This is a genomic window from Sulfidibacter corallicola, from assembly GCF_017498545.1.
Lineage (GTDB): Bacteria > Acidobacteriota > Holophagae > Acanthopleuribacterales > Acanthopleuribacteraceae > Sulfidibacter > Sulfidibacter corallicola.
Window position 1 is genome coordinate 1,168,458 of record NZ_CP071793.1, and the last position, 24,264, is coordinate 1,192,721.

Below are 24,264 nucleotides of genomic sequence, written 5' to 3' on the forward strand. Positions count from 1 at the left end.
GCTGCGCTTCTTTCCGCCCATGCCGTGCTGCGTCGCTGGACAAGTCGGTTCATTGATGTCATGATAGGTCGCTTTGCCGCCTCGGAGCCGTTCTTCCGGTTTTCGATGCACCTCGCTCCGCTCCCGATCGAGGCGCGCTCGGGATGCGACCTGTCGAAACCTCGGGCGGTGTCTCGCTACATCTATAATAAACTGAACTTACGGGCACGGCAGGCATCGTGGAGAGGGCGGTCGGCCGCGCATGCGGGTGGAAACGGTCCTGTCGGTCAGGTCGGGGCGGCGTGATGGGCTCCCTCGCGACCGCTGCCCGAGGCGTGATTCTTTAGACGATTGAGACGATTTCGAATGGATTGTATCGTTCTAGCCGGTAATCGCGAGAGCTACCGCAGCGTGGCTCAGGAAGACAACAAGGCTTTTTTGCGCATCGGTGCCGCCACGATCCTCGAGATCATGCTCGACGAGCTGGCCCAGGTCGAGGACATCGATCGCCTGTTGTTGGTCGGTCCCAGCGAGCGCCTGCAGGACCTGTTCGCCGCGCGCTATGGCCAAGATTTTCCGAAGCCGGTGATTTTTTACGAACAGCAGGCCGACCTGGTGGCCAATATTCTCGGCGTGGTCGCCGCTTCGGCACCGGACGAAGATCCCGACCGCGTGGTGCTGGTCCTGCCCTCCGACATCCCCATGATCACCCGCGCCGAAATCCGCGAGTTCATCGGGCTCTGCGACATGACGCGCTACGATTACGTGGGTGGCGTGACGACGGGTCGGGCTCTCGCCCAATTCCATCCCGTGGGTGAAAAACGCGGCATTCGCATGGCCACCTTTCGTCTCGCCTCGGGCGTCTATCGCATCAGCAATCTGCACATGGTGCGCCCGGCGGCCGTCAAACGCGGCCAGTACATTCGCAAGACTTACGCATTGCGCTATCAAAAACGCCTGACCAACATGGTTCGCATGCTGGCCGGGCTGCTGTTGTTGTTGGCGCGCACGCCCACGGCACCGTTCTTCTACCTGTGGGCCCAGCTCGTGCGAAGTCTGGACGCCGCCGGATACAAGGGCTTGTCCGGTCTCCTGGCCTGGCCAGTGCGCCTGGAACGTGCTGAAAAATACATTTCCCGGATTTTGGGCACGCGCTTCAAAATTGTGGTGACTCATTTTGGTGGAGCCGCCGTCGACGTGGACAACGACGCCGACTATCTCGCTGTCTGTCAAAGGTTTGAGGAGTGGCGCCAGCTTATGCGCGGCATGGAAAAATCTCCCGAATGAGCCTTTTGGGGCGCTATAATATGAGGATATCTTCAAAAACGGCCCACATCTTGGTTTGAGGCTCTGTTGACAGCACGTCTTTCCTCTGCCAAAATAAAATTCCATTCCCTGGTTTCGTTTCGTGGAGGAAAAAGGATGTCAGAACCTGGAGCGATCAAATGGCCCAACCCTGATAGCCTTTTGTTTCACAAGGTGGACAAAAAGTGGTCCGCACGTGAGTTGTTGGAACAAAAAGGCTGGTTTCCTCTTCCCGATGTCATGAAGAAACTCGATGCCGAGAACACCGGGAAATACCGCAAAATACTCGCACTTCGGGATAAGCTGGTCAAAAACGGCAGCGATCCTGTTTTGGTCATGGGCTTGAAACAGTTCGGCAGCCGTATCTGGGCGTTCATGCCCACCTTCAACGTTTGGTTTCGAGACAGTGAAGCGCTTCAAGTCGTCAAAGTCCCCAAACATTGGGACTTCAACACTTTCCTCCAGCAGCCCCAAGGTATTTTCTCCTTGCGCGGCGTGATGGAATTGGTGCCCCAAGGGTGGCCGCTCAAGTATCCAGCCATGAAGAACATGGTCAACAAGATGGACGATCCCAAAACCGAAATGGGCATCGGCAAGATCGAAGGGGTTGGCTACGTGGTGTTCCAACCCGAATTCGGTGATTGGCTGAAGAAACAGTTTCTGTAATCCGGATTACCACCAGATCGTTTGCATACGGGCACCCCAGTCGGGTGCCTTTTCTATTTGGGGACGAGCCCGAATCCGCCGGAGAAGAGGCTCGGGCGGCGGCTCGCGAACCCGCTCCGGACCACCTCGGAAATTTGGGTGGCGGCTTGGGCGGTTCTGTTATGATACCCAGGTTGAGGTGGCCATCCACCATGTCCTCCGCCGTCTCCAGGTGACGAGGGCGACCTCGGGTATCGTTCCCCGCCACGGTATTCGAGCGGTTGGTTGCCGAGCCGCTTCGACGACGCACCAATGACCCCCGCCCAATATTCCCCGTGCCTGCGATCCGGTTCGCGGTGGTTCCGCGTTTCGATGCATTCGCGTGCACGTGTTGCCGAGGCGTACATGAACAAGAGTTTCCGAGACCTGTTAGGTGAGGAAAAACCGATTTTGTTGGATGGCGGAATTGCCACCGAGCTCTACGACAAGGGCGTTTTCATCAATCAGTCATTCGACTACGTCAACCTGTCCCATCCGGAGTGGGTGAAACAGGTTCACGAAGATTACATAGCCGCCGGGGCGGATGTCATCGAGACCAACACCTTTGGCGCCAACCGCGTCCGTCTCAAGGTCTTCGGTGTCGAAAACGAATTGGAACGCATCAACGCCGCCGGCGTTCAGATCGCCCGCGAAGCCGCCGGCAGCAACAAGTACGTGGCGGGTTCGATCGGCCCCCTCGGCGTCAAGATCGAGCCGTACGGACCCACCTCCTTTGCCGAAACACGGCGCATTTACCGCGAGCAGGCGGAGGTCCTCCATCGAGAAGGGGTCGATCTGTTCCTGCTCGAAACCTTTTCGCGCATGGCGGAGCTGGCCGAAGCGGTGGCCGGCATTCGCGAGGTGAGCGACAAACCGATCGTGGGGATGCTCACGGTCAACGATCACGGCCAGACCCTCTACGGAACCGAGCCCGTTTTCCTCGTGCCGGAACTGGAGAAGATGGAAGTCGATGCGATCGGTTTGAACTGCTCCGTCGGTCCGCGCATCATCTACGACGCGCTGGAGCAGATGGTCAAGTATTCGGGGAAACCGATCTGCGCCATGCCCAACGCCGGCAACCCGAAAAGCGTCGACGGACGCAACATCTACCTCTGCACGCCCGAGTACATGGCCACCTATGCCAAGCGCTTCATGAAGATCGGGATCAAAATCATCGGCGGGTGCTGCGGGACCACGCCCGAGCACATCCGGGCCATGGCCAAAGCCATCGGGCAGAGCCAATCGTCCAACCTCAAGAAGAAACACGACCAGGTGCCCTCCGTTCAGGTGGACGATGACCCGCTTCCCGTCCTGCCCTTGGCGGAGCGATCCCAATTCGGCGGCAAGTTGGCCCGCAAGGAATTCGTGTTTTCGGTCGAGGTGGTGCCGCCCAAAGGATGCGATCCCACCAAAACGCTCAAGAAGATCCGCCTGCTGAAAGAGCACGACGTGGATGCGGTCAACATCCCCGACGGTCCCCGCGCCTCGAGCCGCATGTCGCCCCAGATCATGGCCATTCTGGTGGAGGACCGGATCGGTATCGAAACCATCCTTCACTATTGCTGCCGGGACCGCAACATCCTGGGTATTCAGTCGGACCTGCTGGGCGACTTCGCCGCCGGGCTGAAAAACATTCTGGCGGTGACCGGCGACCCCCCCAAGTTGGGCGACTATCCCGATGCCACCGCCGTGTTCGACGTGGATTCGATCGGTTTGACCAACATCATCCACCGCCTCAATCAAGGCCTGGACATCGGCAACAACCAGTTGTCCAAGCCCACCGCCTACGCGATCGGGGTGGCCCTCAATCCCACGGCCCTCAACGTGGAGGAGGAGATCAGTCGGTTTCGCTGGAAGGTGGAAGCCGGCGCCGACTTCGCCATCACCCAGCCCGTGTTCGACGTGGATCAGTTCATGCGCTTCTACGAGCGCGTCGCCGATTTCGACATCCCCATCGTCGCCGGAGTTTGGCCGCTGGTCTCGTTCAAGAACGCCGAGTTCATGAACAACGAGGTCCCCGGTATCAGCATTCCCCCGGCCATCCTGGAGCGCATGAGTCGGGCGGAGTCCAGCGAACAGGCCAAGGAATTCGGGCTGGACATCGCCATCGAGAACGTGCGCCAGATGTTGCCCTACATCGCGGGCGCCCAGATCAGTGCGCCGTTGGGCAACGTGCGGTTCGCCCTTCGCGTGGTCGACCGCATCCGCGATCTCCTGAAAGTGGAGGGGAGAGCCTGACGCCCGCTGGGGCGCCCTTGGATCGCGGTGCCTCGCACCGAGGGTCGCCCCGTCGATGATTCATGAACCGGAGGTAACCGACCGTGAACGATTCCCAAGTGCCCAGTATGTTTGACCCGGATCCCAGCGAACGTACCGAATCTGACGAGAAACAACATGTAAATCATTATATTTACGTGGTTTCTGATGGGACGGGAGAAACTGCCGGCAACATGGTGCGGTCGTTGATCACCCAGTTTTCCAACGTGCAGGGGATCTTCATTCGCAAGTACCCCAAGGTCACCAATTTTTCTGCCGTGGATCGCATCCTGAAAAACGCGGTTCAAAGCGTCAATCCGGTCATGGTCATCTACACCCTGGTGGATCACAAGGTCAAGGACTACCTGCGCCAACGGCTTCAGGATGCCGGGGTTCCCGGCTACGACCTGTTCACCTCGCTGCTGTCGCAACTGTCCACCTTCCTGGGTGCGCGACCCCAGGAAAGTCCCGACCTCTTCCACGGGGTCAACGAAAAGTACTTCAAGCGGATGGAGGCGATCGAGTTCACCCTGCGCCACGACGATGGGCGCCTCGTCAAGGATCTCGGCGAGGCCGATATCGTGTTGGTGGGCGTCTCTCGGGCCGGCAAGACGCCGCTCTCGATCTACCTTTCGCTTTACGGGCACAAGGTGGTCAACATTCCCCTCGCCAAGGGGGTCAAACCGCCCTCGGAGTTGGAGACGGTCTCGCAAAAGAAAATCGTCGGCTTGACCATCAATCCGGAGCGCTTGATGGAAATCCGCAAAAAGCGCCTGACCGGCATGAAGGTCGGCCAATCGGAGTACTACGATCCCCAGGCCATTCTGGAAGAGCTCGAGGAGGCCAACACGCTCTTTCGCAAGAACCGGCGTTGGCCGATCATCGACGTGACCAACCGCTCGATCGAGGAAATCGCCGGTCTGGTGCGCGATAAGGTCTTCGGTCGCGATCGCCGCGTCAACTGAGGGATTGTCACTTCGCGAAGATGGCCGGCGATCGTTCCCATGCTGCCCGCAGTGGATTTTTTTGGCCTGGACGATCCAGAATTCGATGGGATTCGGCTGGAGTGGCTCGCGATTTAGGAGCGCAAACCTCGCCTTTGACCTTGTGAAGGTCCCGTCGGTTGTGTAGATTGAAACATGTTTGTCGTAAACCGCTTGCATTTTTATACTCAAGACGCGTCGAAGCGGCTGCCCGCGTCGCGGCCCGCATCGTTTCGCCGGTCCTTGGGGTTCCTGTATCGAGGTGAGATAGCGCGTGTCTGAAGAGCATACCTGTACGCTCCGCATTCACTACGACACGGGATGGGATCACCGCATCACCATCCGCGGCGATCGCTTCCCCTTTTCCTGGGACAAGGGTGTCGATGCCGAATGGACCGAGGGCAATTGCTGGGTCTACCGCTGGACGTGCCAGCACCCTGAAGGCATCAAGTTCAAGGTCCTGATCGACGACGTGACCTGGGCCATCGGCACCGACGGCACCATCTTTCCCGGTCAGGCGATGGATATCTACCCGTTCTTTCACCGGAATCCGGGCCGTTTGGAGTTGGTTCACCACTTCAACATGCCGATCCATATCTACTTGCCTCCCGGTTACGACGAAAACCCGACCAAACGATTCCCGGTGCTCTACATCCACGATGGCCAGAATCTCTACGATCCGATTCATTCCTTCAAGGGCGAGGTTTGGAATGTCGACCAGGCCATCGAAAACCTGGTATTGGAAGAGAGCATGGATCCGGTGATCGCGGTTGGGATCTTCAACCGCGGGGCCGGGCGCCTCTACGACTACACGCCCAGCTATGATCCTCATTTTCAGGGGATTGGCGCCGGAGGCGGGGCCAACCAATACGCCGATTTGATCATCAACGAAATCAAACCCTACGTGGATCTGAACTTTCGAACCCTGGCCGACGGTGCCCACACCGGACTGATGGGCGCCAGCCTCGGCGGTCTGGTCTCCCTGTACATGGCGCGTCGCTGGCCCGGCGTGTTCTCCAGGGTGGCCTCGCTTTCCAGTTCGTTTTGGTGGAACAACCGCAATTTGTTGAGTCAAATCACCCGCACTCGCGAGTTCGTGCCGCTCAGGATCTACCTCGACGCGGGAACCCACAACGACGGGTTGCCGGAGACGCGGGCCATGTACGAGGCTTTGATTCAATCGGGATACCAACCAGGCAGAAACCTGTTCTACTACGTGGCGCCGTGGCACGCGCACAGCGAGGTGTTCTGGGGCGCACGAGTGCACTTGCCGTTGAGGTTCCTGTTCCCGCCATGGAGCACGGACCCCGTAGGGACGGACCCCGTGGAAGTGGTTTGACCGTGGCATTGGACTCGGTTCTCGATGGGTTGAATGGTTCGTGGAGCAACCTGTTTCGCGACTCTTTTCTGGAAATATCTTTCATCTTTGTCCGTAAATCATGGATTCTTCGTTCCAAACCGATCTATATGCTGAAGCCGCCAGTCGGTCTTCGGGGTTTGTGTGGATTCTTTCACGTGGTGTTTAGTCCCGTTTTGGGTTGTCGTGCCCGTTTGTCGGCCTGTCCTGCAAGAGTGAGTCTTCGGTTATGATGGATCTGAACTTTCTTCACCCCTATTTCCTGGGACCCAAAGCTGAAAACCTGGATTGTTTCGAACGGTTTCTCTTGGAGTTCCTGCGCGATCACGCCTACTGGCGCCGTAATTTTCACCCCGGTGACGGCAATGTGGTGCCCACCTCGGCGCCTTATCGCGACGCCTTCCAGGACTTCATCGCCTCCATGCGCAAGGAGCTTCAGGAGCTCAGCGCCGAGTTGAAAAACGCCGCGCCCTTCTACAGTCCGCGCTACATCGGGCACATGAACTCCGATCTTCTGATGCCGGGACTTCTCGCGGAAATCATGACCATGCTCTACAACCCGAACAACGTGGCCGCCGAGGCCGGGCCGGCCACGGTGCCTCGCGAATTGGAAGTGGGTTGGCAGTTGGCCAGAATGTTCGGTTACAACACCGATCCGCAAAAGGGGTCGGTGGTCGCCTGGGGTCATCTGACGTCGGGTGGAACCATCGCCAATTACGAGGGGTTGTGGAACTTCCGCGAGGTCAAGTTTTATCCGATCGCACTGGCGACCGCGGCCAGGGTGACGGGTATCGATTTCGAATCGGTGGGTCCGCTGCGGCGCCGATTGTCGGAATACTCGTCGTGGGAACTGGTCAATTTTTCGATTCAGGACACGGTGAAGCTGCTCGAGGAAAGCTCCAAACAAGTGAATGCCATGGCCCTCAGCGACGGGGAGTTGCAGCGTTTCCGCAACCAAATCGATCGCGAGACCCTGGTCGGGCTCGGCCACGCCGATTTTTTCGCCAAGCACCGCGAAATCCGTCCCCCGAAGGTCGTCGTGCCCATTACAGCCCATTACTCCTGGGACAAGGCCGTCAAGGTATTGGGCCTGGGGCTGAACAATTTGGTGTTGGTCAAGACGGACAAGACCATGCGCATGCGCATGGATCATCTTCAGGAGTTGCTTGCCGGCTTCGAGAAGGACAGGGTACCGGTCCTGGCGGTCGTGGGGGTTCTGGGATCCACCGAGTTCAGCTCCATCGACCCGATCGACCAGATCATCGATCTTCGCGACGAGGCCATGGACCGCGGTACCTATTTCGGGGTTCACATCGACGCCGCCTGGGGTGGCTACATGTGCTCCCTGTTCCGACGCGAGGAAACCAATCAGTTCTGCCAGCGCGAGGAAGTGGGCGAGGATCTGAAGCATTTTCCTTCGGAGGATACCTACGAGGCCTTCAAGGCCGTGGGAGAATCGGACAGCATCACGGTGGACCCCCACAAACTGGGCTTTTTGCCCTATCCCTGTGGGGCTTTCGTGGCGCGCAACATGGACGTCGTCGATTTCATCAGTCAGAAGGCCAGTTACCTCTATGACATCAAGGACGATCGCGGAACCAAGAACCGCTACGACAAGTTGCTCAATCTGGGGCAGTTCATCATGGAGGGTTCCAAGCCGGGCGCGGCCGCGGCCGCGGCGTACGTCAGCCATCGGGTCATACCGCTCAACAAACACCACTTCGGCCGAATCGTGAAGGTCACCATCAAATCGTGCGAGTACTTTTACTCGAAGATCAATCACTTGGCGTATCGGATGAAAAAGCGGGTGTTGATCAAAATACCCTTCTTCCCACAAACCAACATCATTTGTTTCGCCATCAACCCGAAGAACAACCGGCACTTGGCCCTCATGAATTTCTTCGGGCGCAAGGTGTTCGAAAAGATCAAGATCAATCGATTCAAACCGCTTCAGATGAAGGAGTTCATCGGATCCTATACCTCGATGGTCAAGGGCAAGATCGATGACGAACTCGCTTCGGAGGTGCTCGCCGATTTGGACATCGATCCCCAGACGTTTCAAACCGATGTCATCGATCCCCGCCGCCAGGCCGATCACATCTTTCTGTTCCGGCACTCGCTGATGAGTCCCTGGCTACTGCACCGCTTCGAGGGGAAAAACTATATCGATCACTATGTCGCCTATTTGGAGAGGATGATCCACGAGGAACTCGATGCCCTGGGGGAAAGCTCCTGAGCCGGACCTGAACCCGGCTTTCGCTCGAACCGTTTTCCATTCGCGACTTGTGGGGAAGCGGCCGGCGCGGCGGTGTCCGTCGATCGGCACGTGGTTCAGGGAGCGATGCGCCCGCTGTCGCAGTAGACGTTGAAGCGGTCGGCCTTCAGAAAGCCCACCAGGGTGATGCCCATTTCGTCGGCCAGGCGTATGGCCAGATCGCTCGGCGCCCCGATCGCGGCGACGAAATCGAGCCCGCTCATCGCCGCCTTTTGGATCAATTCGAACGAGGCGCGCCCGCTGAGCAACAGGATCCGGTGTTCGGCCGGCAGGCGCCCCGTTCGCCAGAGCCCCCCGATCAGCTTGTCCAGCGCGTTGTGGCGACTCACGTCTTCTCGAACCAGCTCCAGGCGGCCTTCGCTGTCGAACAAGGCGCAGGCGTGGACCCCGCCCGTCCGGGCGAAGGAGATTTGTGCCGCCGACAAGCGGTGGGGCAGGGAACTCAAGAGTTCCGTGCGCACTTCGAAATGCGGTGGCGGTTCCGTTCGAGGGGGGAGCTGCTGGTAGACGCTCTCGATACTGATCTTCCCGCACACACCGCAACTCGAACTCGTGAACACGTGGCGCGACAGGTGGCTTGGATCGAAGGGGACTTCCGGTTGCAGGTGAACCTCGACCCGGTTGCAGATCTCCGAATCGCCATCCCGCGCATAGACGACTTTCCGAACGCAATCCGGGGTTTGCAGGACGCCCTCTGTGAATAAAAATCCCAGGGCGAGATCGAAGTCTTGACCAGGTGTGCGCATGGTTACGGAAATGGGATGGCTCTGGGAAATAGCTTGGTCTGTAGTCACCACGCGAATTTCCAGCGGTTCCTCCACGGCGATCTGGTCGGGTTCCTCCCGCCATGCTCGGCCCGCGAACCGTTTCACGTCCACTCTAACCAGTCCGCGATCCATCATGTCGACCTCGCCTCGTGATGTGTTGGCCAAATAGGTACCCCTTCTTTAGGTTTGCTCCACCTTAATCGCGGATGGAACGAGAGGCAATCTGTTTTTCGAGCCATCGTAAATGGTGGTGCGAAACGACGCATAGATGTCTTTGTGAAAATGTGTCGGATATGAAGAATCATGATTCTAGTATTTACTTTCTGAATTGGATTTTTCTTGTGGTGTTTTGCTATGTGAGGTTCTGATGAATGTTGCCATGTCACGGCAGCTTTTGTGTAAATGTAAGTTCATGACCGAAAAGTGTTAACTAAAATCCGGATATGTCGACACAGAAGAAAGACAGTGTTGAATATGGTTGGAGGTTTGGTGTTCTCGGCTTGATCCAACTCGCTGACATGAAAACCTTTGGCTTTTGATATGGGCTGTGCTAGATTCAAGGAAATTCTGCGCAATAAAAATAGAATGGTACACCATGATTCAAGGAGTTCGGGTATGCGTAAAGCATGGTTAATCCTCTTCCTTTCTGTCGCGGCTTATGCGCAGCCGGTCATTTTTGATGGACAAACGCGGGTCGCGTCATCGGCAGCGGTCGCGGGCGACCTCGTCGGTGCGGCCCTGTTCGCGGCCAACTCCCCGGAAAATTGGTCGATTGTCCAAGAGGTGAATCCGGTCATTCCGGGTATCGACCTCAATGAGCGCTTCTTCGACATCAATACCGGGGGCAATGTTGTTGTTTCAAAGCCTCTGTTTCCCTTTTTCAATTCGGCGCGCGATGAACTGCTGGTGACGCTCACCGTGCGCGCCTACAACGACGATGGCTTTGACGAAAATGATGTCACGATTATCATCGCCCACTCGAACCCCATCGTTTTGCCAGGTCAGGTACGCGAGATTCCCATCGACCTTGTGCCTGGTTCACCGGTCGGATCCCCCATTCTCGCTGCAGGGGTGCCCGATTACTTCACCATCGTCGGGGGTAATGACGATGGCCTGTTCGCCATTAACAACGCCGGTCAGATCTCCACCCTCGTCTGGCTGGATACGTTCGATTTCGGCGCGCGCGACGTCGTCGAGCTCACCTTGCAGATCGTCGCCGGGAACGAGGCCGGCCTGAGTGCCGCCGTCGATGTCGTCATACGCATCAATCGTTTCGAAACCGGTCGATGTGGCGATATCGTCGCCAACCAGACGCGATTCGTTTCGGCCGCGGCCAACCCGCCGACCACGGTGGGCGATCCCATCGAGACGCACGATTTGGCCTCGATCTGGATCGACAGTGCCCAGATCATGACCGGCGGGGGCGGCGACATCAGTTCCGCTTTCACGGTCGACGATTCCGGCAACTTCGGTCAGATCGAAGTGGCACGTCCGCTGCGGAACTTCGTGGATACCGAAGCGGTCACCCTGGTCAACCTCACCCTGCGGGCGTTCGTGGACATCAACGATCCCAACCAGGAAGGATGTACCGAGCAGATTACGGAAACCGTCGCCATTTACGTCCTGCCTGGCGATGCGGGGGTCGACTGTAACGAAGATCCCGACTCTCAGGATTGTGCCGGCTCCGGAACCGATTTCTCCAGCTTCATCCCTGACAACAGTCTGGTGGACTGCATTCGCGAGTCTCTCGGTCTGGTAGGATCGCAGCCCATCACTGCCGACCTGGTGGTCGGTTTGACCCATTTGGACTGCTTCTGCCGCGAGTCTACCTCGGTGGGTGATCCCGGGATTTTCGACCTGAGCGGACTTCAGTACTTCACCGAATTGACCTTCCTCAATTTGGCCAACAACTTCATCACCGACCTGCGGCCCTTGAACGGGCTCACCAAGTTGACCCACCTGAATCTTTCCGGTAACACCGTTACCGACATCGATTCCGGCAGCCCGCTCGATTCCATGACCCAATTGACCTATCTCGATCTGTCCGACAACCAGATCACGGGCATGACGGCGCTGTCTACCCTGGGTTCGCTCTCTTTCCTGTCGTTGCGCGACAACCGGATTTGCGAGATCGCCAGTCTGGCCGCCAACACGGGCATCGGTGAAGGTGATACCATCCATCTGGAGGGGAATCACCTGGTCACGGTCGCCGACAATGAGAACATCGGCATCATTCAGTCCCGCAATCCCACGCTGCTGACGTTCTTCCCGCAGACGGATAATTGTCCCACGGATAACTTCCGACCGGTGGCGCCCTACACCTGGCCCGAATTCACGGTTCTGGAACTTACCGACCTCATTTCGGGTCGATTGCTGCCGGCCTGTCCCCAGTAATCGTTCGAAAGACCACCTTCGCTTGTGAACGGGGGCGGAGCGGCCGATGGCCCTCCGCCCTTCGTTTTTTTGGTGCCGTCCCGGTGGACCACCACCAAATGGATTTGTGCCTCGAGGGTGGCCCAGCCAACCCGAGATTGGTGGGTGTCCCGATCATCCTAGTCTCGTCCACGCCGAGATTGGTGGGTGTCCCGTCCGTTATCGTCCGTTCGAGGTTGATGGGTGTCCCGATGTAGGATGGATGGGTGTCCCGATCATCGCCGATCGTCGCTTCGAAATTGATGGGTGTCCCGATGTGGCGTCTTGGGTGTCCCGAGATTGATGGGGGTTCCGATGTGCAGTCGACACTCCGATTTTCGTCCAACCCCAAGATTGATGGGTGTCCCGATCGTCGTCCAACCCGATTGATGGGTGTCCCGATCATCGCCGATCGTCGCTTCAAGATTGATGGGTGTCCCGATCGTGACTTTCCGATTGATGGGTGTCCCGATCGTCGCGGTGTCCCGATCGTCCAGCCCGATTGGTGGGTGTCCCGATCGTCGTCCAACCCGATGGATGGGTGTCCCGATCATCGCCGATCGTCGCTTCAAGATTGATGGGTGTCCCGATGTAGGAGTCGCTACCGACTGAGTGACCGAATGGGGGCGTCGGCGGACTTCGCTGTCGGTCTACTTGGCTTCCTGGTACAGCGCTTCCGACAGATCCTCGGACGTCGCGAAGCGATCGTCCTTCTGCCGCGCCATGGCCTTCAGGCAAATGTCTTCCAGCGACGGCGGAATGTTCGGATTGATGCTGCGCGGCTGTCTGGGATCCTGGTTGAGCTTTTGCCAAAGGACCCGAATCGGCGTGCCGGTGAACGGGGCCAGGCCGGTCAGCGCCTCGTAGAGGATGACGCCCAGCGAATAGATGTCGCTGCGGGCCTCGACCGAGCCGTAGGCCGGGTCGATCTGCTCCGGCGCCATGTACTCAGGGGTGCCAAGGATGTCGCCCGTCCGGGTCAGCCGCTCGTCCTCGTCTTCCATTTTGGCCAATCCGAAATCCATCAAGTGGGGTTCACCCAAGCCGTCGATCATGATATTGGACGGCTTCAGGTCGCGGTGAACGATGCCCTTGATATGGGCCGCGTGAAGGGCCGACGCCACCTTGGCGCAAATGGCCGCGATTTTCCTGGGCGTGGCCGCCTCTTCCTGAAACCACTCGGACAGGTTTTTGCCTTCGATGAAATCCATGGCGAAGTAATTCTGGGGAGATTGGCCGATCTCGTAGACGTTCAGGATATTGGGATGCTTGATCTTGGCAATGGCTCGCGCTTCCCGGGTAAACCGTTCGATTTGGGACGTGCTGAGCTCGTTGCCGGGGAGCACCACCTTCAGGGCGACCAATCGATCGAGGGTCGGGTCGTAGACCTTGTAGACCGCGCCCATGCCGCCCTGGCCGATCTTCTCCTTGACCGTGTAGTGCCGGAACTTTTCTTCCGGATTCAGCGAGTAGGTAAACTTGGGCTTGGAGACGTTGGAAAATTCTTTTTTTTGGGCCAACTGGGCGCGAATTCGCGCGAGCGCCACCGGAAAATCGACCGGTTTGATGATGTAGTCGTTTGCACCCAAACCCAGCGCCTCGACCACGTCCTGGCTGTCGCCCTTCGACGTCACCATGATGATCGGCAGCTCGTTCTTCGAATACTTTTTCCGCACCTGGACCAGGACTTCCAATCCCGAGGTGCCGGGCATCATGATGTCCAACAGCACCAGATCGAACGAACCCTCCAAGATTTCCCGGATGGCGTCACGGCCGTTGTCCACGCAGGAGACCTCGAGCCCCTTGCGTTTTAGGCGCCTCGACAAAACATCAAGGTTATCGTGATTGTCATCTACGATAAGAATCTTCCCTTGGTAGAATTCTTTCACAAAAAAACCCGCGTTGTTCCAACAGAACGAGCCGTGCGCAACACGATGTTGGAAGATTTCGAGAACCTTGAGATTGGAGCGCCAATCATTGGCATGATTAAACGACAACTTCTTTATATTTTCAATCGGTAGATCGGGATTTTTCATCAATTTTGGCAGGGGTTTTCAGTGGGTTGCGTCAAATTTTTTCGAAAAATGCCGCAGTCGTCACCTGATCGGGAATGCTTGTGTCGGCCCTCTTCGGCCCGCTCATCTTGGACCGGACCCCATTTTTACGAAACGGTTCCGGTTGGTCTTTCCCAGGGAACGCGGACCCCGCCGTCGTCGCTCGACCCGTGCCGGCGAACAGGTTGGCGCTCCTTGGCGATGCTCGTCGTCGGCGCAAACCATAAAGGTAGTTTTTCCTCTCGATCTACGGTGGCTTCGCTATCTCACCATGGAGGTCACGGAAGCGACCGAGAATGATCGTCTTTGGCTTAACTTGTTTTATTTTATGCGTTTGAGTTGTTTTGGCTCGAGCGGCTCGCTCTGTTCTCTCGGTGGTTTCCAAAGACTTTGGCTTTCGGTAAGGTCCATGGTTTCGAAGGCCTCGGCTCAGGGAGTGGAACGAAGGAACACCTTTCGGGCTCGCCTCCTGCTAGAATGGGGCCCATCCAGAAAGGGCGGCCTTTTTGGGATTTTCCAGAATCCACCGGCCGCCTCCTGCCAATAGGTTTCGGTCGTCAGTTGGGCGATGACATGTGACGCCACCACCGAGGCCTGGCAGCTTCTCCATCCAGCCGAACCCATGTGGAAGCCGCCAACGGCCTTCAGTCGAAGTGGGTACGGACAGGTCTTTTTCTCGAGAAGCGATCAAGTGCCGGGGAGTTCATTCTTTGCTCGATGTACTGAAAAAAGTGGGTATCTATCTCTTTGGTTTTCTTTTCATTTTTGGGTTGGTGGGTTCCACGGTCCTTTTCGTGTGGCACGGTCGCAACAAAACCCCCCCTCGACCCGATCTGGAGTTGAACGCCTGGATCGCTTCGCGCGGTATCGACAGCGGTCTGGCGGTCTCGATCGCCCGGTTCCCTTCGAATCGGGTTGCGAAGCAGATATTTTTCAAACATTGGCCACCATTGCCTGGCCAGGAAACCGGCGTCGAAGCATTGGCGGATGAGTTGGGCGAGGCGCAACGGGAACCCCTTTTCGCGTTGGGAACCTTGGGTGACCAATTTGTCAATCAGGCGGTATTGTTGCTCCACGATCGCGGCGCGGTGGATCTGGATAAGCCGATCGGTGCCTTTCTCGAAGATCTCCCGACCCATTACCAAGACATTCTGGTGTACCAGCTTTTGAGTCACTCCTCCGGAATCGATCCCTCGTGGACGGATACGACGGCCGAATGGCCGCCGCTCGCGACCCCGCCGGGCGAACGATCGGTCTACGCGGTCGGGAACCTGTTGCTGGCCAACAAGTTGCTGGAGAAGGCCAGTGGTCAGTCGGCACCTCGGTTCATTGTGGAAAACATCTTGGAGCCGCTCGAAATGAAACGAACGGTGTTTCGCTCGGAATCGGAAGTGGAAGCCGGCCAGCCGGAGGGTTGGTATTCCTGCCTTACGGATGTATCCAATTGGGAGCTGGCGTTTTATCGTCGGAACCTAATTCGGCTCAAAACGTACTTGAGGGCGTTTCGTCCGGCCTTGGGTATCGGCGAAAAGCGACTTGACTACGGACTGGGTTGGGAATTGAAGGAATACGGAGGCCTGCGGATGGAACAGGCTCCGGGAGATGGTGCCTTGGGTCCTACCAACCACTGTATCCTGCGTTTTTCGGAGCGTGCCTTCAGTATCGTGGTGTTGTCGGACAAACCCGTTTCGGAACAGGACAGCGCGCGTTTGGCACGAGAGATCGCCCAGATCTACCTTGCTCGAGAGATGCCCTTCGCCGAGCGTATTGCCCACGAGCGCCCGATTCTCGACGGGATCTGATGCCTCGTCGTCCCGGTCTGGGCACAGGGGCGATATGAAGCGTTCGCCGAGGCGATGGAATCCCACGATTCCGAAGCCCGGTTCCACCGATCAGAACAGATGGTTGGAAAGCCAGTCCCAGGCGAATTTACCAAGCACGCCGATACCCACCAGGGTGACGCCTGCCGCGATGACCAGCACCAGCAGTTGAAAAAGCTCTTTTTTCATATCTGCCGTTTCGTTCTGGATCATCATCGGTTTTTGGCGATCGAACGCCTGAAGCACGCTTTGAAGCTGCTGTTGTTTGTCTTGGGGAGATTGCTGCAGCGCTTTTTCCAGTTGATCTTGAGTTTCCACGATGGGGGGCAGGCTTTGGGCGACGGACATGGGGGTTCCGTTGGCGGAGGGCTTGGCGGCCCGTCGTTTGGGAGGAGGCGGGCTTTTGGGTTGTTCCGCTTTGGTGGGTGGCGCGCTTTTGTGGGGTGCCTTGGATCGCGAACCGGTTTGGTATTCCGCAAGAACCAGATTTCTGGTTTGGTGATCGAGTGATCTGAGGGTTTCTTTGAGAAACGCCACGCGATGATGGGCGGGGATGGCTCGGAAGATTTCTCTCAACAAGGCATCGGCCTGATCTGCCAAAGGTTACCTCCAGGACTGGAACCTTGACATTATAATGGCTGCTTCTCGGCGAACCAACGGTTTTGGGGGGGACATGTAACCCGGATTACGGTTGTCCGTTCGGTTGCCGAGGGGGTTCGTTGCCAAGGTTTTGCGAATGATTGCACCGATATTTCAAGGATCGGCAGGCACCTCTCCACTGATAAGAAATAGATGATCGGGAGTGGAAATGAACAAGCCGATTTGGGCGCCGAGCCCACTGGACGCATCCTCGAGCGTCGCCAGGTGATAGCGCGCGACGCGATCGTGTTGAACGCGTTGATATCGGTATGGGATGAGGTGTGGCCCGTGGCGGTATTGCCCTCGTCCGGCGTCGTGGGTGAGTCCCTCCTCGACGGCGATGAGTTGCAGCATTTCGTGCTCCAGCGTGGCGTGGGCGAGGAGGGGATGAGAGGGGGGAATACTCTTTTGATAGAGGCCCATCAGGGACCAATGGGCGAGAACGCAATGGGTGGCGAACAGAATCACGATCAGACACAAAAGGCTGGCGACGCCGGCCGATCGGCCTTCAGAGTTCCAGAATCGCACAATGGACCTCCTTGCGGTAGACGTGTGACCCCAGCACCAGGGGGGTCGGTCGATCCAGCGCGATTCGGCTCCTTCCCACCAGGGCCAGGCGATGGGGCAGGTTCCTTTCGGCCGGCAACCAGTGCATCGCGTGAATCATGCTGAACGAGGTTTGCCCGCGGCGTGGGTGCCAACCGTTGCCGTCGAGAAACCAGGATCGGTGAACCAGCTCCTGGTCCCGTTCGGGTTCGGGTTGGAGGTACCAGTGATGCACATTCAGTGAGCCCAGGGAAGTGATCGTCGTGTCGGCGGGGTTGAAGGTGGCCGGCCTGTCCCACACTTGTCGGTCCGGACCGACCAAACGGAACTCCGGCGGCACCGCGTCCCCGATCGCGGCGCAGAAGCTTCGTTCCGGCCTATGAAACAGCAGCACCTCTCCTGGCTGGGGCCAGGCGGCGGCCGCATCCAGGGTAGTGGCCTCCAGCCGAATCCAGCCCTCCGTATCGATGCGGCGGCCCTCGTTGCTGCAGCGGTACAAGGGACGAGGTTCGGCCGGAGGCATCAGGTCGAAGGCCTGAAGACAGGCGAACCCGTTCGATCGCGGACACTGGTGGCGGAAGAGGTAGCCGCCTTCGGCGCCGTCGGCTTCGTGAATGGGAGAGTGGCGCGGAGGGAAGGTGCGCCAGAAATGTGGCTCGTGATGGGTGAGTGCCCGGTGTATCTCCAGGCGGGCCATGCGCACATGAATGGCCGAGGTTGCCTGTTGCCGCTGGTGGAGCGTCTGAAAGACGAGGACTCGCGAGAAGTGGAGGGCCGCGCCAATGAGCGCGAACCCGATCAGGGTGGCGACCGCGAATTCGGGTAGGCTGTAGCCACGCATGACTTACCTCCAGATCGTGCGGTGGACGACCATCTCGCGCGGTTGGCCCAGCAGGTCGCGGTAGCTCAGGGAGCAGCGGAACAGCCACGCCTCCGGATGGGTGTTTTGCTGGATTTCCAGGTGGAATTTTCCGCTCTCTTCGGTAGGGATACCCATCGCGTCGTATCGCCGCTGCTCGGTGGTTCTCAGCGTTTCCAGAGGGAAATGAAGGACTCCTTCCAGAATGCCCCGCGCGATTTCCTGTTCGTTTGCGAGCTGATAGGCCCGCTGGGCCCTCCCGCTGATGGACATGATACCCGTGGCACCGGCGGTGAAGAAGAGCAGCCCGAGCAGGCTGTCGATCAGACTGATTCCGCGTTCCTTTTCCATGACGAAGCTCCTCGTTTGGATTGAAAGACGGGAAATGACCCTGTCGCGCACGCCACCCGACATGCGCGACAGGGCCGTGGCAGAGCGCCAAGCAGTCTCCAGTCCGCGTTTCCGCTCACCCGTGGGCGAGTCGTCGTTGCCACGTCGACATGTCTGCCGCCATTCCCGTAAACTTCTCCAAGGCAGGAACGATGCCGGAACTGTATCGGAAAGGTTCGTTTAAGTGGTTCTAATCACTGTGTTTGTGAGTGTCCTGAAGCAGGGAATCAATGCGATGTCAAAAAATGTTTCGCAATCTCTTCGGACCCAAGTCCGTTTGATATGGTAAGCGACCTGTTTTGAGTGTATTGGGTCCATGAGTCGAGTGCCGTCACATTGCGTGAATGGGCATGCTTCCACAAGAAACAGTGGATCTTTGGGGCCCAGGTCATTGCGCGGGGAGATCCGCATTTCCGAAACGAGATGGCCGCTCCGGGCGGCCAAGTGCCGCCCGGTCCATTGGATGCGGGCGTGCCCGTCATGGGTGGGGCCGGCAGGTTTCGTTCGATCCTGTCCGGTTTGGCAATCGGGAATTCCGGTGGTAAGGTGAGTTCGTGCCCTAAGGCTCGTACCTCGTTTCCGATCGAGGCACGGATTCGAGATTCATTGGTGGGCTGCATTCGTGAAGGATTCACCCTTAGAGTCATCGCGAGATCGCGATTTGGAACGGGACCTGTGCGTGCACGGGTCTCCGCTGGTGAGAGCCCTGCTGATTGGAAGTGGGTGGGTCTGCGTGGCGCTGGGTATGGTCGGCCTGTTTTTACCCATCTTGCCCACCACGCCGTTCCTTTTGGTCGCCGCAGCCTGTTTTTCACGCAGTTCCCGCAAGTTTTACGAGCGCCTGATGGGCAACGCCCTGTTCGGCTCCTATATTCGCTCCTGGCGGGTAGACCGGGTCATTCCACTCAAAGCCAAATTGATGGCCACGCTGGTCATGGTCCTGACGCTCGGGGGATCGGTCGTGTTCTTCATCCCTTTGATGGCGATCAAGGTGATTGTGGGCTTGATCGGAGCGACGGTTTTGGTTTATATTTGGCGCTTCCCGTCCGAGTGAGGCGTCGTTCAACGCCCAAATTATCTCCCGCAAGGCCTGTGGAAAACTTGTGGAAAAAGTGATCGCCTTTTGCACGATGTTTTACGTGAATGCAACGATTTTCTCGATTTCCACAAGCGGCCAAAACAGCTTTCGAGTTTGAAGTTGTTTATATCTAATAGTTTGAATGCGAATCGCAAATTCCGGCTTTGGCGACGGCAAGATTTGAGCATTCTTGATCTCAATCTTGTTTAGCCTGTGGAAAATATGTGGAAAACCAGTCTCGGGCCTTACGAGTCGCAGGTTTTGCCCGTCTCATTACACCTCTTGGACCACGACGACCCATGATACAGCCTATGCTGCCCTTGTTGTTGCTGGCGGATTCCAATCCGCTTTTTTGCCACATCGACAGAAAACCTGTGTTGGTTTATTTTTTTGCGGAGTACGATTGTTTTCCGGAAAATGCTGCGTACGTCGGTGCGGCGAACGGCGACGAGCCAGCTTATTTCGAGATATTCGAAGCTGCAGCGCTGAGGCTGGGATGCCGGCGAGTACATATGATTTCATCCTCTTTTGAATTGAGGGACCGGAAGCACCTGGCCGAATCCGATTGGATTTGTTTGGCGGGTGGAGATCCCCTGTTGGGATGGGATCGAATGAATCGAGCCGGAATGCTGCCCGTTCTTCAGGAGGCCCGCACCCGTGGCGCCATCGTCATGGGTGTCTCGGCGGGCGCCGTCCAGATGGGTTTGATGCGGGGACGGGCCGAAGCGAACGGGGCTGGTTCGCCCGATGAGCGGGAACGGCACTCCGTGGGATTCGGTTGGTTGCCCTGGCTCATCGACGCCCATCAGGAGGAACGCGATTGGTCCAGGCTGCGCGGGGCGCATCGCGCACTCGGCGGGCGACATGCCGCGTTTGGCGTGCCCTGGCGATCCGTGGCCGTCGCCGAGCCGGATCGGCTTCCGCGTTGGCTATACGGCGGCACAAACCATCTCTGGTTGCCTCGAGAGGGAAGCGGTCCCGTTTCCACCGGTGACGCCGAGGAAGGGACCGAACCATCCCGACCATGATCAGGGGGTGAACGACGTCACGCTGCGAGCCGGCGATTCGCCAACCACTTTCTTTTCCTGTTCGGGAGCGGGGAGGCCGCCCGTTTCGGGAGGGACCCAGTCCTCTTTGGCGATGGTCATCTGCTTCTGGTGTCCTTCCAGGTGGTTCAGCCATTCCTGTTCGGTTTCGTTCAAATTGGGATGTTCCAGTTCCTTCATCCGGGGAAGGGTCGCGTGATACAGGTGCTCGGCTTCGTTGAATCGTCCCTGCTCGGCGAGGCAACGCGCCAGTTTCGCACCGTACTCGGCTCTGAAAAAGCTGTTCTCGGGCAGCTCTTCCTGGGCGATCTGCCATACTTTCTCGTAGAGCGCCCGTGCATCTTCCAGGTCGCCCCGGCGCATGTGGACGTCCGCCAACCGAACCATGACCTGAAGGTGCTGGGTGTTTGCGTGTGGATGGGAAGCGCGAATCAGATCCAGGTTTTCTTTGGCCAGGCTATGGGCCTTTTCGAGATGGTTCTGTTCCAAGTAGAGAAACACCAGGTCGTCGCGCAGCGAAATGGAGACCATGTTTTCTTCGCCCATTTTCCGGTTCGCGGCCTGAAGGCTGTGGTGGAGGACGCGATCGGCCTCGTCGTGTTTGCCCTGAGCCGCCAGGGCGTAACCCAACGCGTCGTGGAAGGTGAGTGTCAGGGGGTGATTGTCGCCGAACGCCTCGCGGGCAACGCGGCCGCGGTCGCGGGCGAGGTCTTCCGCTTCGGCGTGCTTGCCCAGGAACGACCAGACCACGGTCAGCGGTGCCGCGGCGACCTGGGTCTGCAGGTGGTTGGGGCCAAAGCTGCGCAGGCTGTTCTGATAGGCCTGTTTGTACAATGCCTCGGCTTCCCGCAGCCGCCCCTGGACCAAATGGGACTGGGCGTTGATGAGCATCTGTTGGAGCGTGTCCTGGTGGCTCTCGCCATAGAACTCGCGGTACATGTCCATCAGGTGCTGATTGATGGGCTCCGCTCTCGCGTACTCGCCCTTCTGGCCGGCGACCCTGGCCAAAAGCCGCAAACTGCTCAGATTGTTGGGGTGGTCACCCGGTAACCGGGTCTTTTCGAGACGGTAGACGTCGAGCAACAGACTTTCCGCTTCGTCGAACTGTTGGGCGGTGATGAGCGTCGCCGCCAGAATCCGCTTCGCCCGCAACGTATGCAGGTGGTTTTCGCCGAAATGGTCGACATACCCCTTGAGCACCTGTCGATGAAGCGTTTCCGCCCGAAAAATGTTGCCCTGCTGCTGATAGCAGTTGCCCAACCATTGGGTCGCCTCCAGGGTGAGCGGGTCGTCCGTCTGCAAGTGCAGCTTCGCTTCGACGCAGGCCTCCTGCAACAAGTCCAGCGCCTGGTTCTGATAGCCGTGCATGAGGTACACGGAGCCCAGGCCGACCTTGGATTCCAGGGTCTCGCGGTGATGTTTGCCAAGCCGCTCCCGGCGCACTTCGATGGCGCGCTTGAGGTGGTATTCCGACTGTTCCAACTGGCCCAAGGCGCGGTAGGTACCGCCGAGCGTGTGGTGAAGCGTGCCCAGAACCTCCGGCTTCAGTTGGAATTCGTCGAGGCTCAACTGCATGCTGGCGCGTTGCAGGACGGAGAGCATGCGGATGTCGCCGTTGGTCGGGTCGGATTTGGCCGATTTCAGCATGTTGATCAAAAAAAGGCTCAATTCGGTGGCCTTCTCGGCCTCCAGGTCCGCCATGTGTTGGGCGCGGGACACGCGCCACCAACTGAGGGTGGAAACGGCCAACCCCGTGGTCAAGGCCATGATGATGAGCGACATGGCCCCGATGATGCTCTTGTTGCGCCGCATGAACTTGCCAAACTGGTAGGTACGGCCGGGGGCGTGGGCGAGCACGGGACGATGGCCGAGATGGGCGGACAGGTCTTCCACGAGTCCGGAAACCGTGTCGTAACGGCGTTCGCGATCGTTGGCCAGGGCCTTGACCAAAATCGCGTTCAAGTCTCCCTGGAGCGCTCGAATCAGGGCCTTGGGGGTCGGTTGACCGCGATCTTGGGCGATGGCGCCCATTTCGGTGGCCTCGATGCCGGTCAACAACCGGGTCGGTACGCGTGGTTCCTTGTTGCGCACGATGCGGATGAGTTCCTGACAGGTCGTCTCGGCGCTCCAGTCGGTGGAAAAGGGGAGTTGGCCGGTCAACAGTTCGTAGAGAATGACGCCCAATCCGTAGACGTCCGTCCGGGTATCCACATCTTCCGAATCGGTGTCGGCCTGCTCGGGGCTCATGTACAAGGGCGTGCCCAAAAAGAATTTGCCCGGCTGGTTGGGGCCGGACTCGTAGGGCGCATTGCCCAGTGTCTTGGCGATGCCGAAATCGATGATTTTCGAAACGGGTTGGTTGTCCCGAAGGGTGATGAGGACATTGGCCGGCTTCAGGTCGCGGTGGATGATGCCTTTTTGGTGGGCGTGCTGCATGCCTCGGCAAACCTGAAAAAAGAGTTCCAGGCGGTCGTGGAGACCCAGTCGATGCCGGTCGCAGTACTCCGTGATGGGCACGCCCTCCACGTATTCCATCAGCAGGTAGGGCGATCCCGATTCGGTTTGGCCACCGCCGTAGATCTGGGCCACGTGGGGATGGTTCATCAACGCAAGGGTCTGGCGCTCCGATTCGAAGCGGGCGCGAACTTCCTGGGCCCTGGGCCCGAACCCCGCTTTCACCACCTTCACGGCGATGCGCCGTTTCACCGGTTGAAGTTGTTGGGCCTCGAACACTCGCCCCATGCCGCCTTCGCCGATACATCGAATCAGTTCGATCCCGGGAATCGTGGCGCAATCCTGTTCGCAATTATGTGCGTTCAGCCATTGCAGGTGCTTGCCGATGGTGCCCTCTTCCAAAAAAGATTCCGAGGCGTCGGCCGCGGTCAACAACGATGCCAATTCCCGGGCGATTTGGGGGCAGACCTGCTTTTCGTTCGCGATCAAGGCCTGCCGTTCCTGTGGACCCATTTCCATGCCTTGGGCGAACAGTTCCTTCAGCCGGTCGCGATCGAGCTGTCCGGCCCGTGTCGACTTTTCCCTTTCCTTGTTTTTTACTTCCTTCCCCATGATCTGCGTTCCTTGTGATGAGCTTGCCGGGCCTGGGCTAATCTTGATTGAGATATCGGTACAACCAGGCTTTGGCCATCCGCCACTCCCTCTTGATCGTGGAACTGGAGAGTTGAAGGACCTCGGCGGCCTCTTCGATGTTCATCCCCACAAAAAAGCGAAGTTCCACGATGCGAGCTTGGCGCGGATCGATACGTGACAATTCCTTCAATGCCTCATCCAGCGCCACCATGTTCACTTCCGGCTGGGCCATGATTTCTTCGTTCAACGACAACTTGATTTCCGGTCCCCGTTTCGCCGCTTGCCGGTTGCGCGCGTGATCGAGCAGGATACGGCGCATCATCTGTGCGGCGATCCCGAAAAAGTGCGCTCGATTTTTCCAGGTGGTTCGGTCCTGGTCCACCAGGCGCAAATAGGCTTCGTTGACCAGTTCGGTCGCCTGGAGCGCGTGGTTCGGCATCTCCTTGCGCAGGTACTGACGGGCGAGCCGGCGCAACTCTTCTTCAACCAAGGGTATCAATTGGTTGACAGCTTTCTGATCCCCCTTTTGCCAATCGGCAAGTAGCGCTGTAATGTTGGGATCGATGTTCTGCAAGAAAAAACCTCGAAGATCTGGGTTCACTGGCTCGAGGCGCCGGGGCGAAGCCGGCGGCAACGATCGGAAGCCAATGGGCGCAGGGCGAATCTTTCGGGCCGGAGAAAAGATTCGAGGGGGAAAGCCTGATGGGGAGACGTCATGTTCCGGGAA

Annotated in this window: 18 protein-coding genes; 10 read left to right on the plus strand and 8 right to left on the minus strand. The window is 58.1% G+C overall.

Annotated features, from left to right (window positions below; translation table 11 throughout):
- Nucleotides 1-345: 345 nt before the first annotated feature.
- From J3U87_RS03425 to J3U87_RS03450, 6 genes are all read left to right on the plus strand, one after another.
- Nucleotides 346-1,266: an NTP transferase domain-containing protein gene (locus tag J3U87_RS03425; protein ID WP_237381629.1), complete on the plus strand. Its 921-nt coding sequence runs from the start codon at nt 346-348 to the stop codon at nt 1,264-1,266.
- Nucleotides 1,267-1,332: 66 nt separating this feature from the next.
- Nucleotides 1,333-1,950 (plus strand): hypothetical protein, encoded by a 618-nt coding sequence (locus J3U87_RS03430; protein ID WP_237381630.1) that lies wholly within the window; start codon nt 1,333-1,335, stop codon nt 1,948-1,950.
- A gap of 384 nt (nt 1,951-2,334) precedes the next feature.
- A complete protein-coding gene (locus tag J3U87_RS03435) occupies nt 2,335-4,206 on the plus strand; it encodes a bifunctional homocysteine S-methyltransferase/methylenetetrahydrofolate reductase (protein ID WP_237381631.1) in 1,872 nt (623 codons plus the stop codon).
- Nucleotides 4,207-4,313: 107 nt separating this feature from the next.
- A complete protein-coding gene (locus J3U87_RS03440; protein WP_272932505.1) occupies nt 4,314-5,189 on the plus strand; it encodes a pyruvate, water dikinase regulatory protein in 876 nt (291 codons plus the stop codon).
- A 292-nt stretch (nt 5,190-5,481) separates the two neighbouring features.
- Complete coding sequence (locus tag J3U87_RS03445; RefSeq protein WP_237381633.1) at nt 5,482-6,546, plus strand: alpha/beta hydrolase; 1,065 nt, start codon at nt 5,482-5,484, stop codon at nt 6,544-6,546.
- A gap of 247 nt (nt 6,547-6,793) precedes the next feature.
- Entirely contained in the window at nt 6,794-8,800 is a 2,007-nt protein-coding gene (locus J3U87_RS03450; protein WP_237381634.1) for a pyridoxal phosphate-dependent decarboxylase family protein, read from the plus strand.
- A 95-nt stretch (nt 8,801-8,895) separates the two neighbouring features.
- On the opposite strand, the gene fdhD is transcribed toward J3U87_RS03450, so the two are convergent.
- Nucleotides 8,896-9,741 carry a formate dehydrogenase accessory sulfurtransferase FdhD gene (gene fdhD, locus J3U87_RS03455; RefSeq protein ID WP_237381635.1) on the minus strand — a complete coding sequence of 282 codons (846 nt, stop codon included), beginning with the start codon at nt 9,739-9,741 and terminating at the stop codon, nt 8,896-8,898.
- Nucleotides 9,742-10,221: 480 nt separating this feature from the next.
- Between fdhD and J3U87_RS03460 the strand changes: the two genes are divergently transcribed.
- Nucleotides 10,222-12,000 carry a leucine-rich repeat domain-containing protein gene (locus J3U87_RS03460; RefSeq protein ID WP_237381636.1) on the plus strand — a complete coding sequence of 593 codons (1,779 nt, stop codon included), beginning with the start codon at nt 10,222-10,224 and terminating at the stop codon, nt 11,998-12,000.
- Between the two features lie 668 nt (nt 12,001-12,668).
- Here J3U87_RS03460 and J3U87_RS03465 read toward each other — a convergent pair.
- Entirely contained in the window at nt 12,669-14,054 is a 1,386-nt protein-coding gene (locus J3U87_RS03465) for a protein kinase domain-containing protein (RefSeq protein ID WP_237381637.1), read from the minus strand.
- Between the two features lie 728 nt (nt 14,055-14,782).
- Here J3U87_RS03465 and J3U87_RS03470 point away from each other — a divergent pair.
- Nucleotides 14,783-15,874, plus strand: coding sequence for a serine hydrolase domain-containing protein (locus tag J3U87_RS03470; protein ID WP_237381638.1), 1,092 nt, complete (start codon nt 14,783-14,785; stop codon nt 15,872-15,874).
- A 90-nt stretch (nt 15,875-15,964) separates the two neighbouring features.
- Here J3U87_RS03470 and J3U87_RS03475 read toward each other — a convergent pair whose 3' ends face one another.
- The 4 genes from J3U87_RS03475 to J3U87_RS03490 all read right to left on the minus strand — a co-directional run bounded on the left by J3U87_RS03475 (nt 15,965) and on the right by J3U87_RS03490 (nt 18,287).
- Nucleotides 15,965-16,240 (minus strand): hypothetical protein, encoded by a 276-nt coding sequence (locus tag J3U87_RS03475; RefSeq protein WP_237381639.1) that lies wholly within the window; start codon nt 16,238-16,240, stop codon nt 15,965-15,967.
- 405 nt (nt 16,241-16,645) lie between these two features.
- Nucleotides 16,646-17,059, minus strand: coding sequence for a hypothetical protein (locus J3U87_RS03480; RefSeq protein ID WP_237381640.1), 414 nt, complete (start codon nt 17,057-17,059; stop codon nt 16,646-16,648).
- On the minus strand, nt 17,040-17,918 hold the full coding sequence (locus J3U87_RS03485) for a hypothetical protein (protein ID WP_237381641.1): 879 nt from the start codon (nt 17,916-17,918) through the stop codon (nt 17,040-17,042). The genes J3U87_RS03480 and J3U87_RS03485 overlap by 20 nt, the downstream gene beginning before the upstream one ends.
- Nucleotides 17,919-17,921: 3 nt before the next feature.
- The gene (locus tag J3U87_RS03490; RefSeq protein WP_237381642.1) at nt 17,922-18,287 is read right to left on the minus strand and encodes a type IV pilus modification PilV family protein; all 366 of its coding nucleotides are present in this window, start codon (nt 18,285-18,287) and stop codon (nt 17,922-17,924) included.
- A 700-nt stretch (nt 18,288-18,987) separates the two neighbouring features.
- Here J3U87_RS03490 and J3U87_RS03495 point away from each other — a divergent pair.
- Both J3U87_RS03495 and J3U87_RS03500 read left to right on the plus strand, forming a co-directional pair.
- Complete coding sequence (locus J3U87_RS03495; protein WP_237381643.1) at nt 18,988-19,380, plus strand: YbaN family protein; 393 nt, start codon at nt 18,988-18,990, stop codon at nt 19,378-19,380.
- A 335-nt stretch (nt 19,381-19,715) separates the two neighbouring features.
- A complete protein-coding gene (locus J3U87_RS03500) occupies nt 19,716-20,432 on the plus strand; it encodes a Type 1 glutamine amidotransferase-like domain-containing protein (RefSeq protein ID WP_237384474.1) in 717 nt (238 codons plus the stop codon).
- On the opposite strand, the gene J3U87_RS03505 is transcribed toward J3U87_RS03500, so the two are convergent.
- Nucleotides 20,433-23,516: a tetratricopeptide repeat protein gene (locus J3U87_RS03505; RefSeq protein ID WP_237381644.1), complete on the minus strand. Its 3,084-nt coding sequence runs from the start codon at nt 23,514-23,516 to the stop codon at nt 20,433-20,435. It abuts the gene before it with no gap.
- Between the two features lie 37 nt (nt 23,517-23,553).
- A complete protein-coding gene (locus J3U87_RS03510) occupies nt 23,554-24,111 on the minus strand; it encodes a sigma-70 family RNA polymerase sigma factor (protein ID WP_237381645.1) in 558 nt (185 codons plus the stop codon).
- Between the last annotated feature and the right edge of the window lie 153 nt (nt 24,112-24,264).

Coding starts and splice junctions, on each gene's coding strand:
- J3U87_RS03425 (WP_237381629.1), top strand. CDS start 346: ATGGATTGTATCGTTCTAGCCGGTAATCGCGAGAGCTACCGCAGCGTG.
- J3U87_RS03435 (WP_237381631.1), top strand. CDS start 2,335: ATGAACAAGAGTTTCCGAGACCTGTTAGGTGAGGAAAAACCGATTTTG.
- J3U87_RS03440 (WP_272932505.1), top strand. CDS start 4,314: ATGTTTGACCCGGATCCCAGCGAACGTACCGAATCTGACGAGAAACAA.
- J3U87_RS03450 (WP_237381634.1), top strand. CDS start 6,794: ATGATGGATCTGAACTTTCTTCACCCCTATTTCCTGGGACCCAAAGCT.
- fdhD (WP_237381635.1), bottom strand. CDS start 9,741: ATGATGGATCGCGGACTGGTTAGAGTGGACGTGAAACGGTTCGCGGGC.
- J3U87_RS03460 (WP_237381636.1), top strand. CDS start 10,222: ATGCGTAAAGCATGGTTAATCCTCTTCCTTTCTGTCGCGGCTTATGCG.
- J3U87_RS03465 (WP_237381637.1), bottom strand. CDS start 14,054: ATGAAAAATCCCGATCTACCGATTGAAAATATAAAGAAGTTGTCGTTT.
- J3U87_RS03475 (WP_237381639.1), bottom strand. CDS start 16,240: ATGTCCGTCGCCCAAAGCCTGCCCCCCATCGTGGAAACTCAAGATCAA.
- J3U87_RS03485 (WP_237381641.1), bottom strand. CDS start 17,918: ATGCGTGGCTACAGCCTACCCGAATTCGCGGTCGCCACCCTGATCGGG.
- J3U87_RS03490 (WP_237381642.1), bottom strand. CDS start 18,287: ATGGAAAAGGAACGCGGAATCAGTCTGATCGACAGCCTGCTCGGGCTG.
- J3U87_RS03500 (WP_237384474.1), top strand. CDS start 19,716: ATGCTGCCCTTGTTGTTGCTGGCGGATTCCAATCCGCTTTTTTGCCAC.
- J3U87_RS03505 (WP_237381644.1), bottom strand. CDS start 23,516: ATGGGGAAGGAAGTAAAAAACAAGGAAAGGGAAAAGTCGACACGGGCC.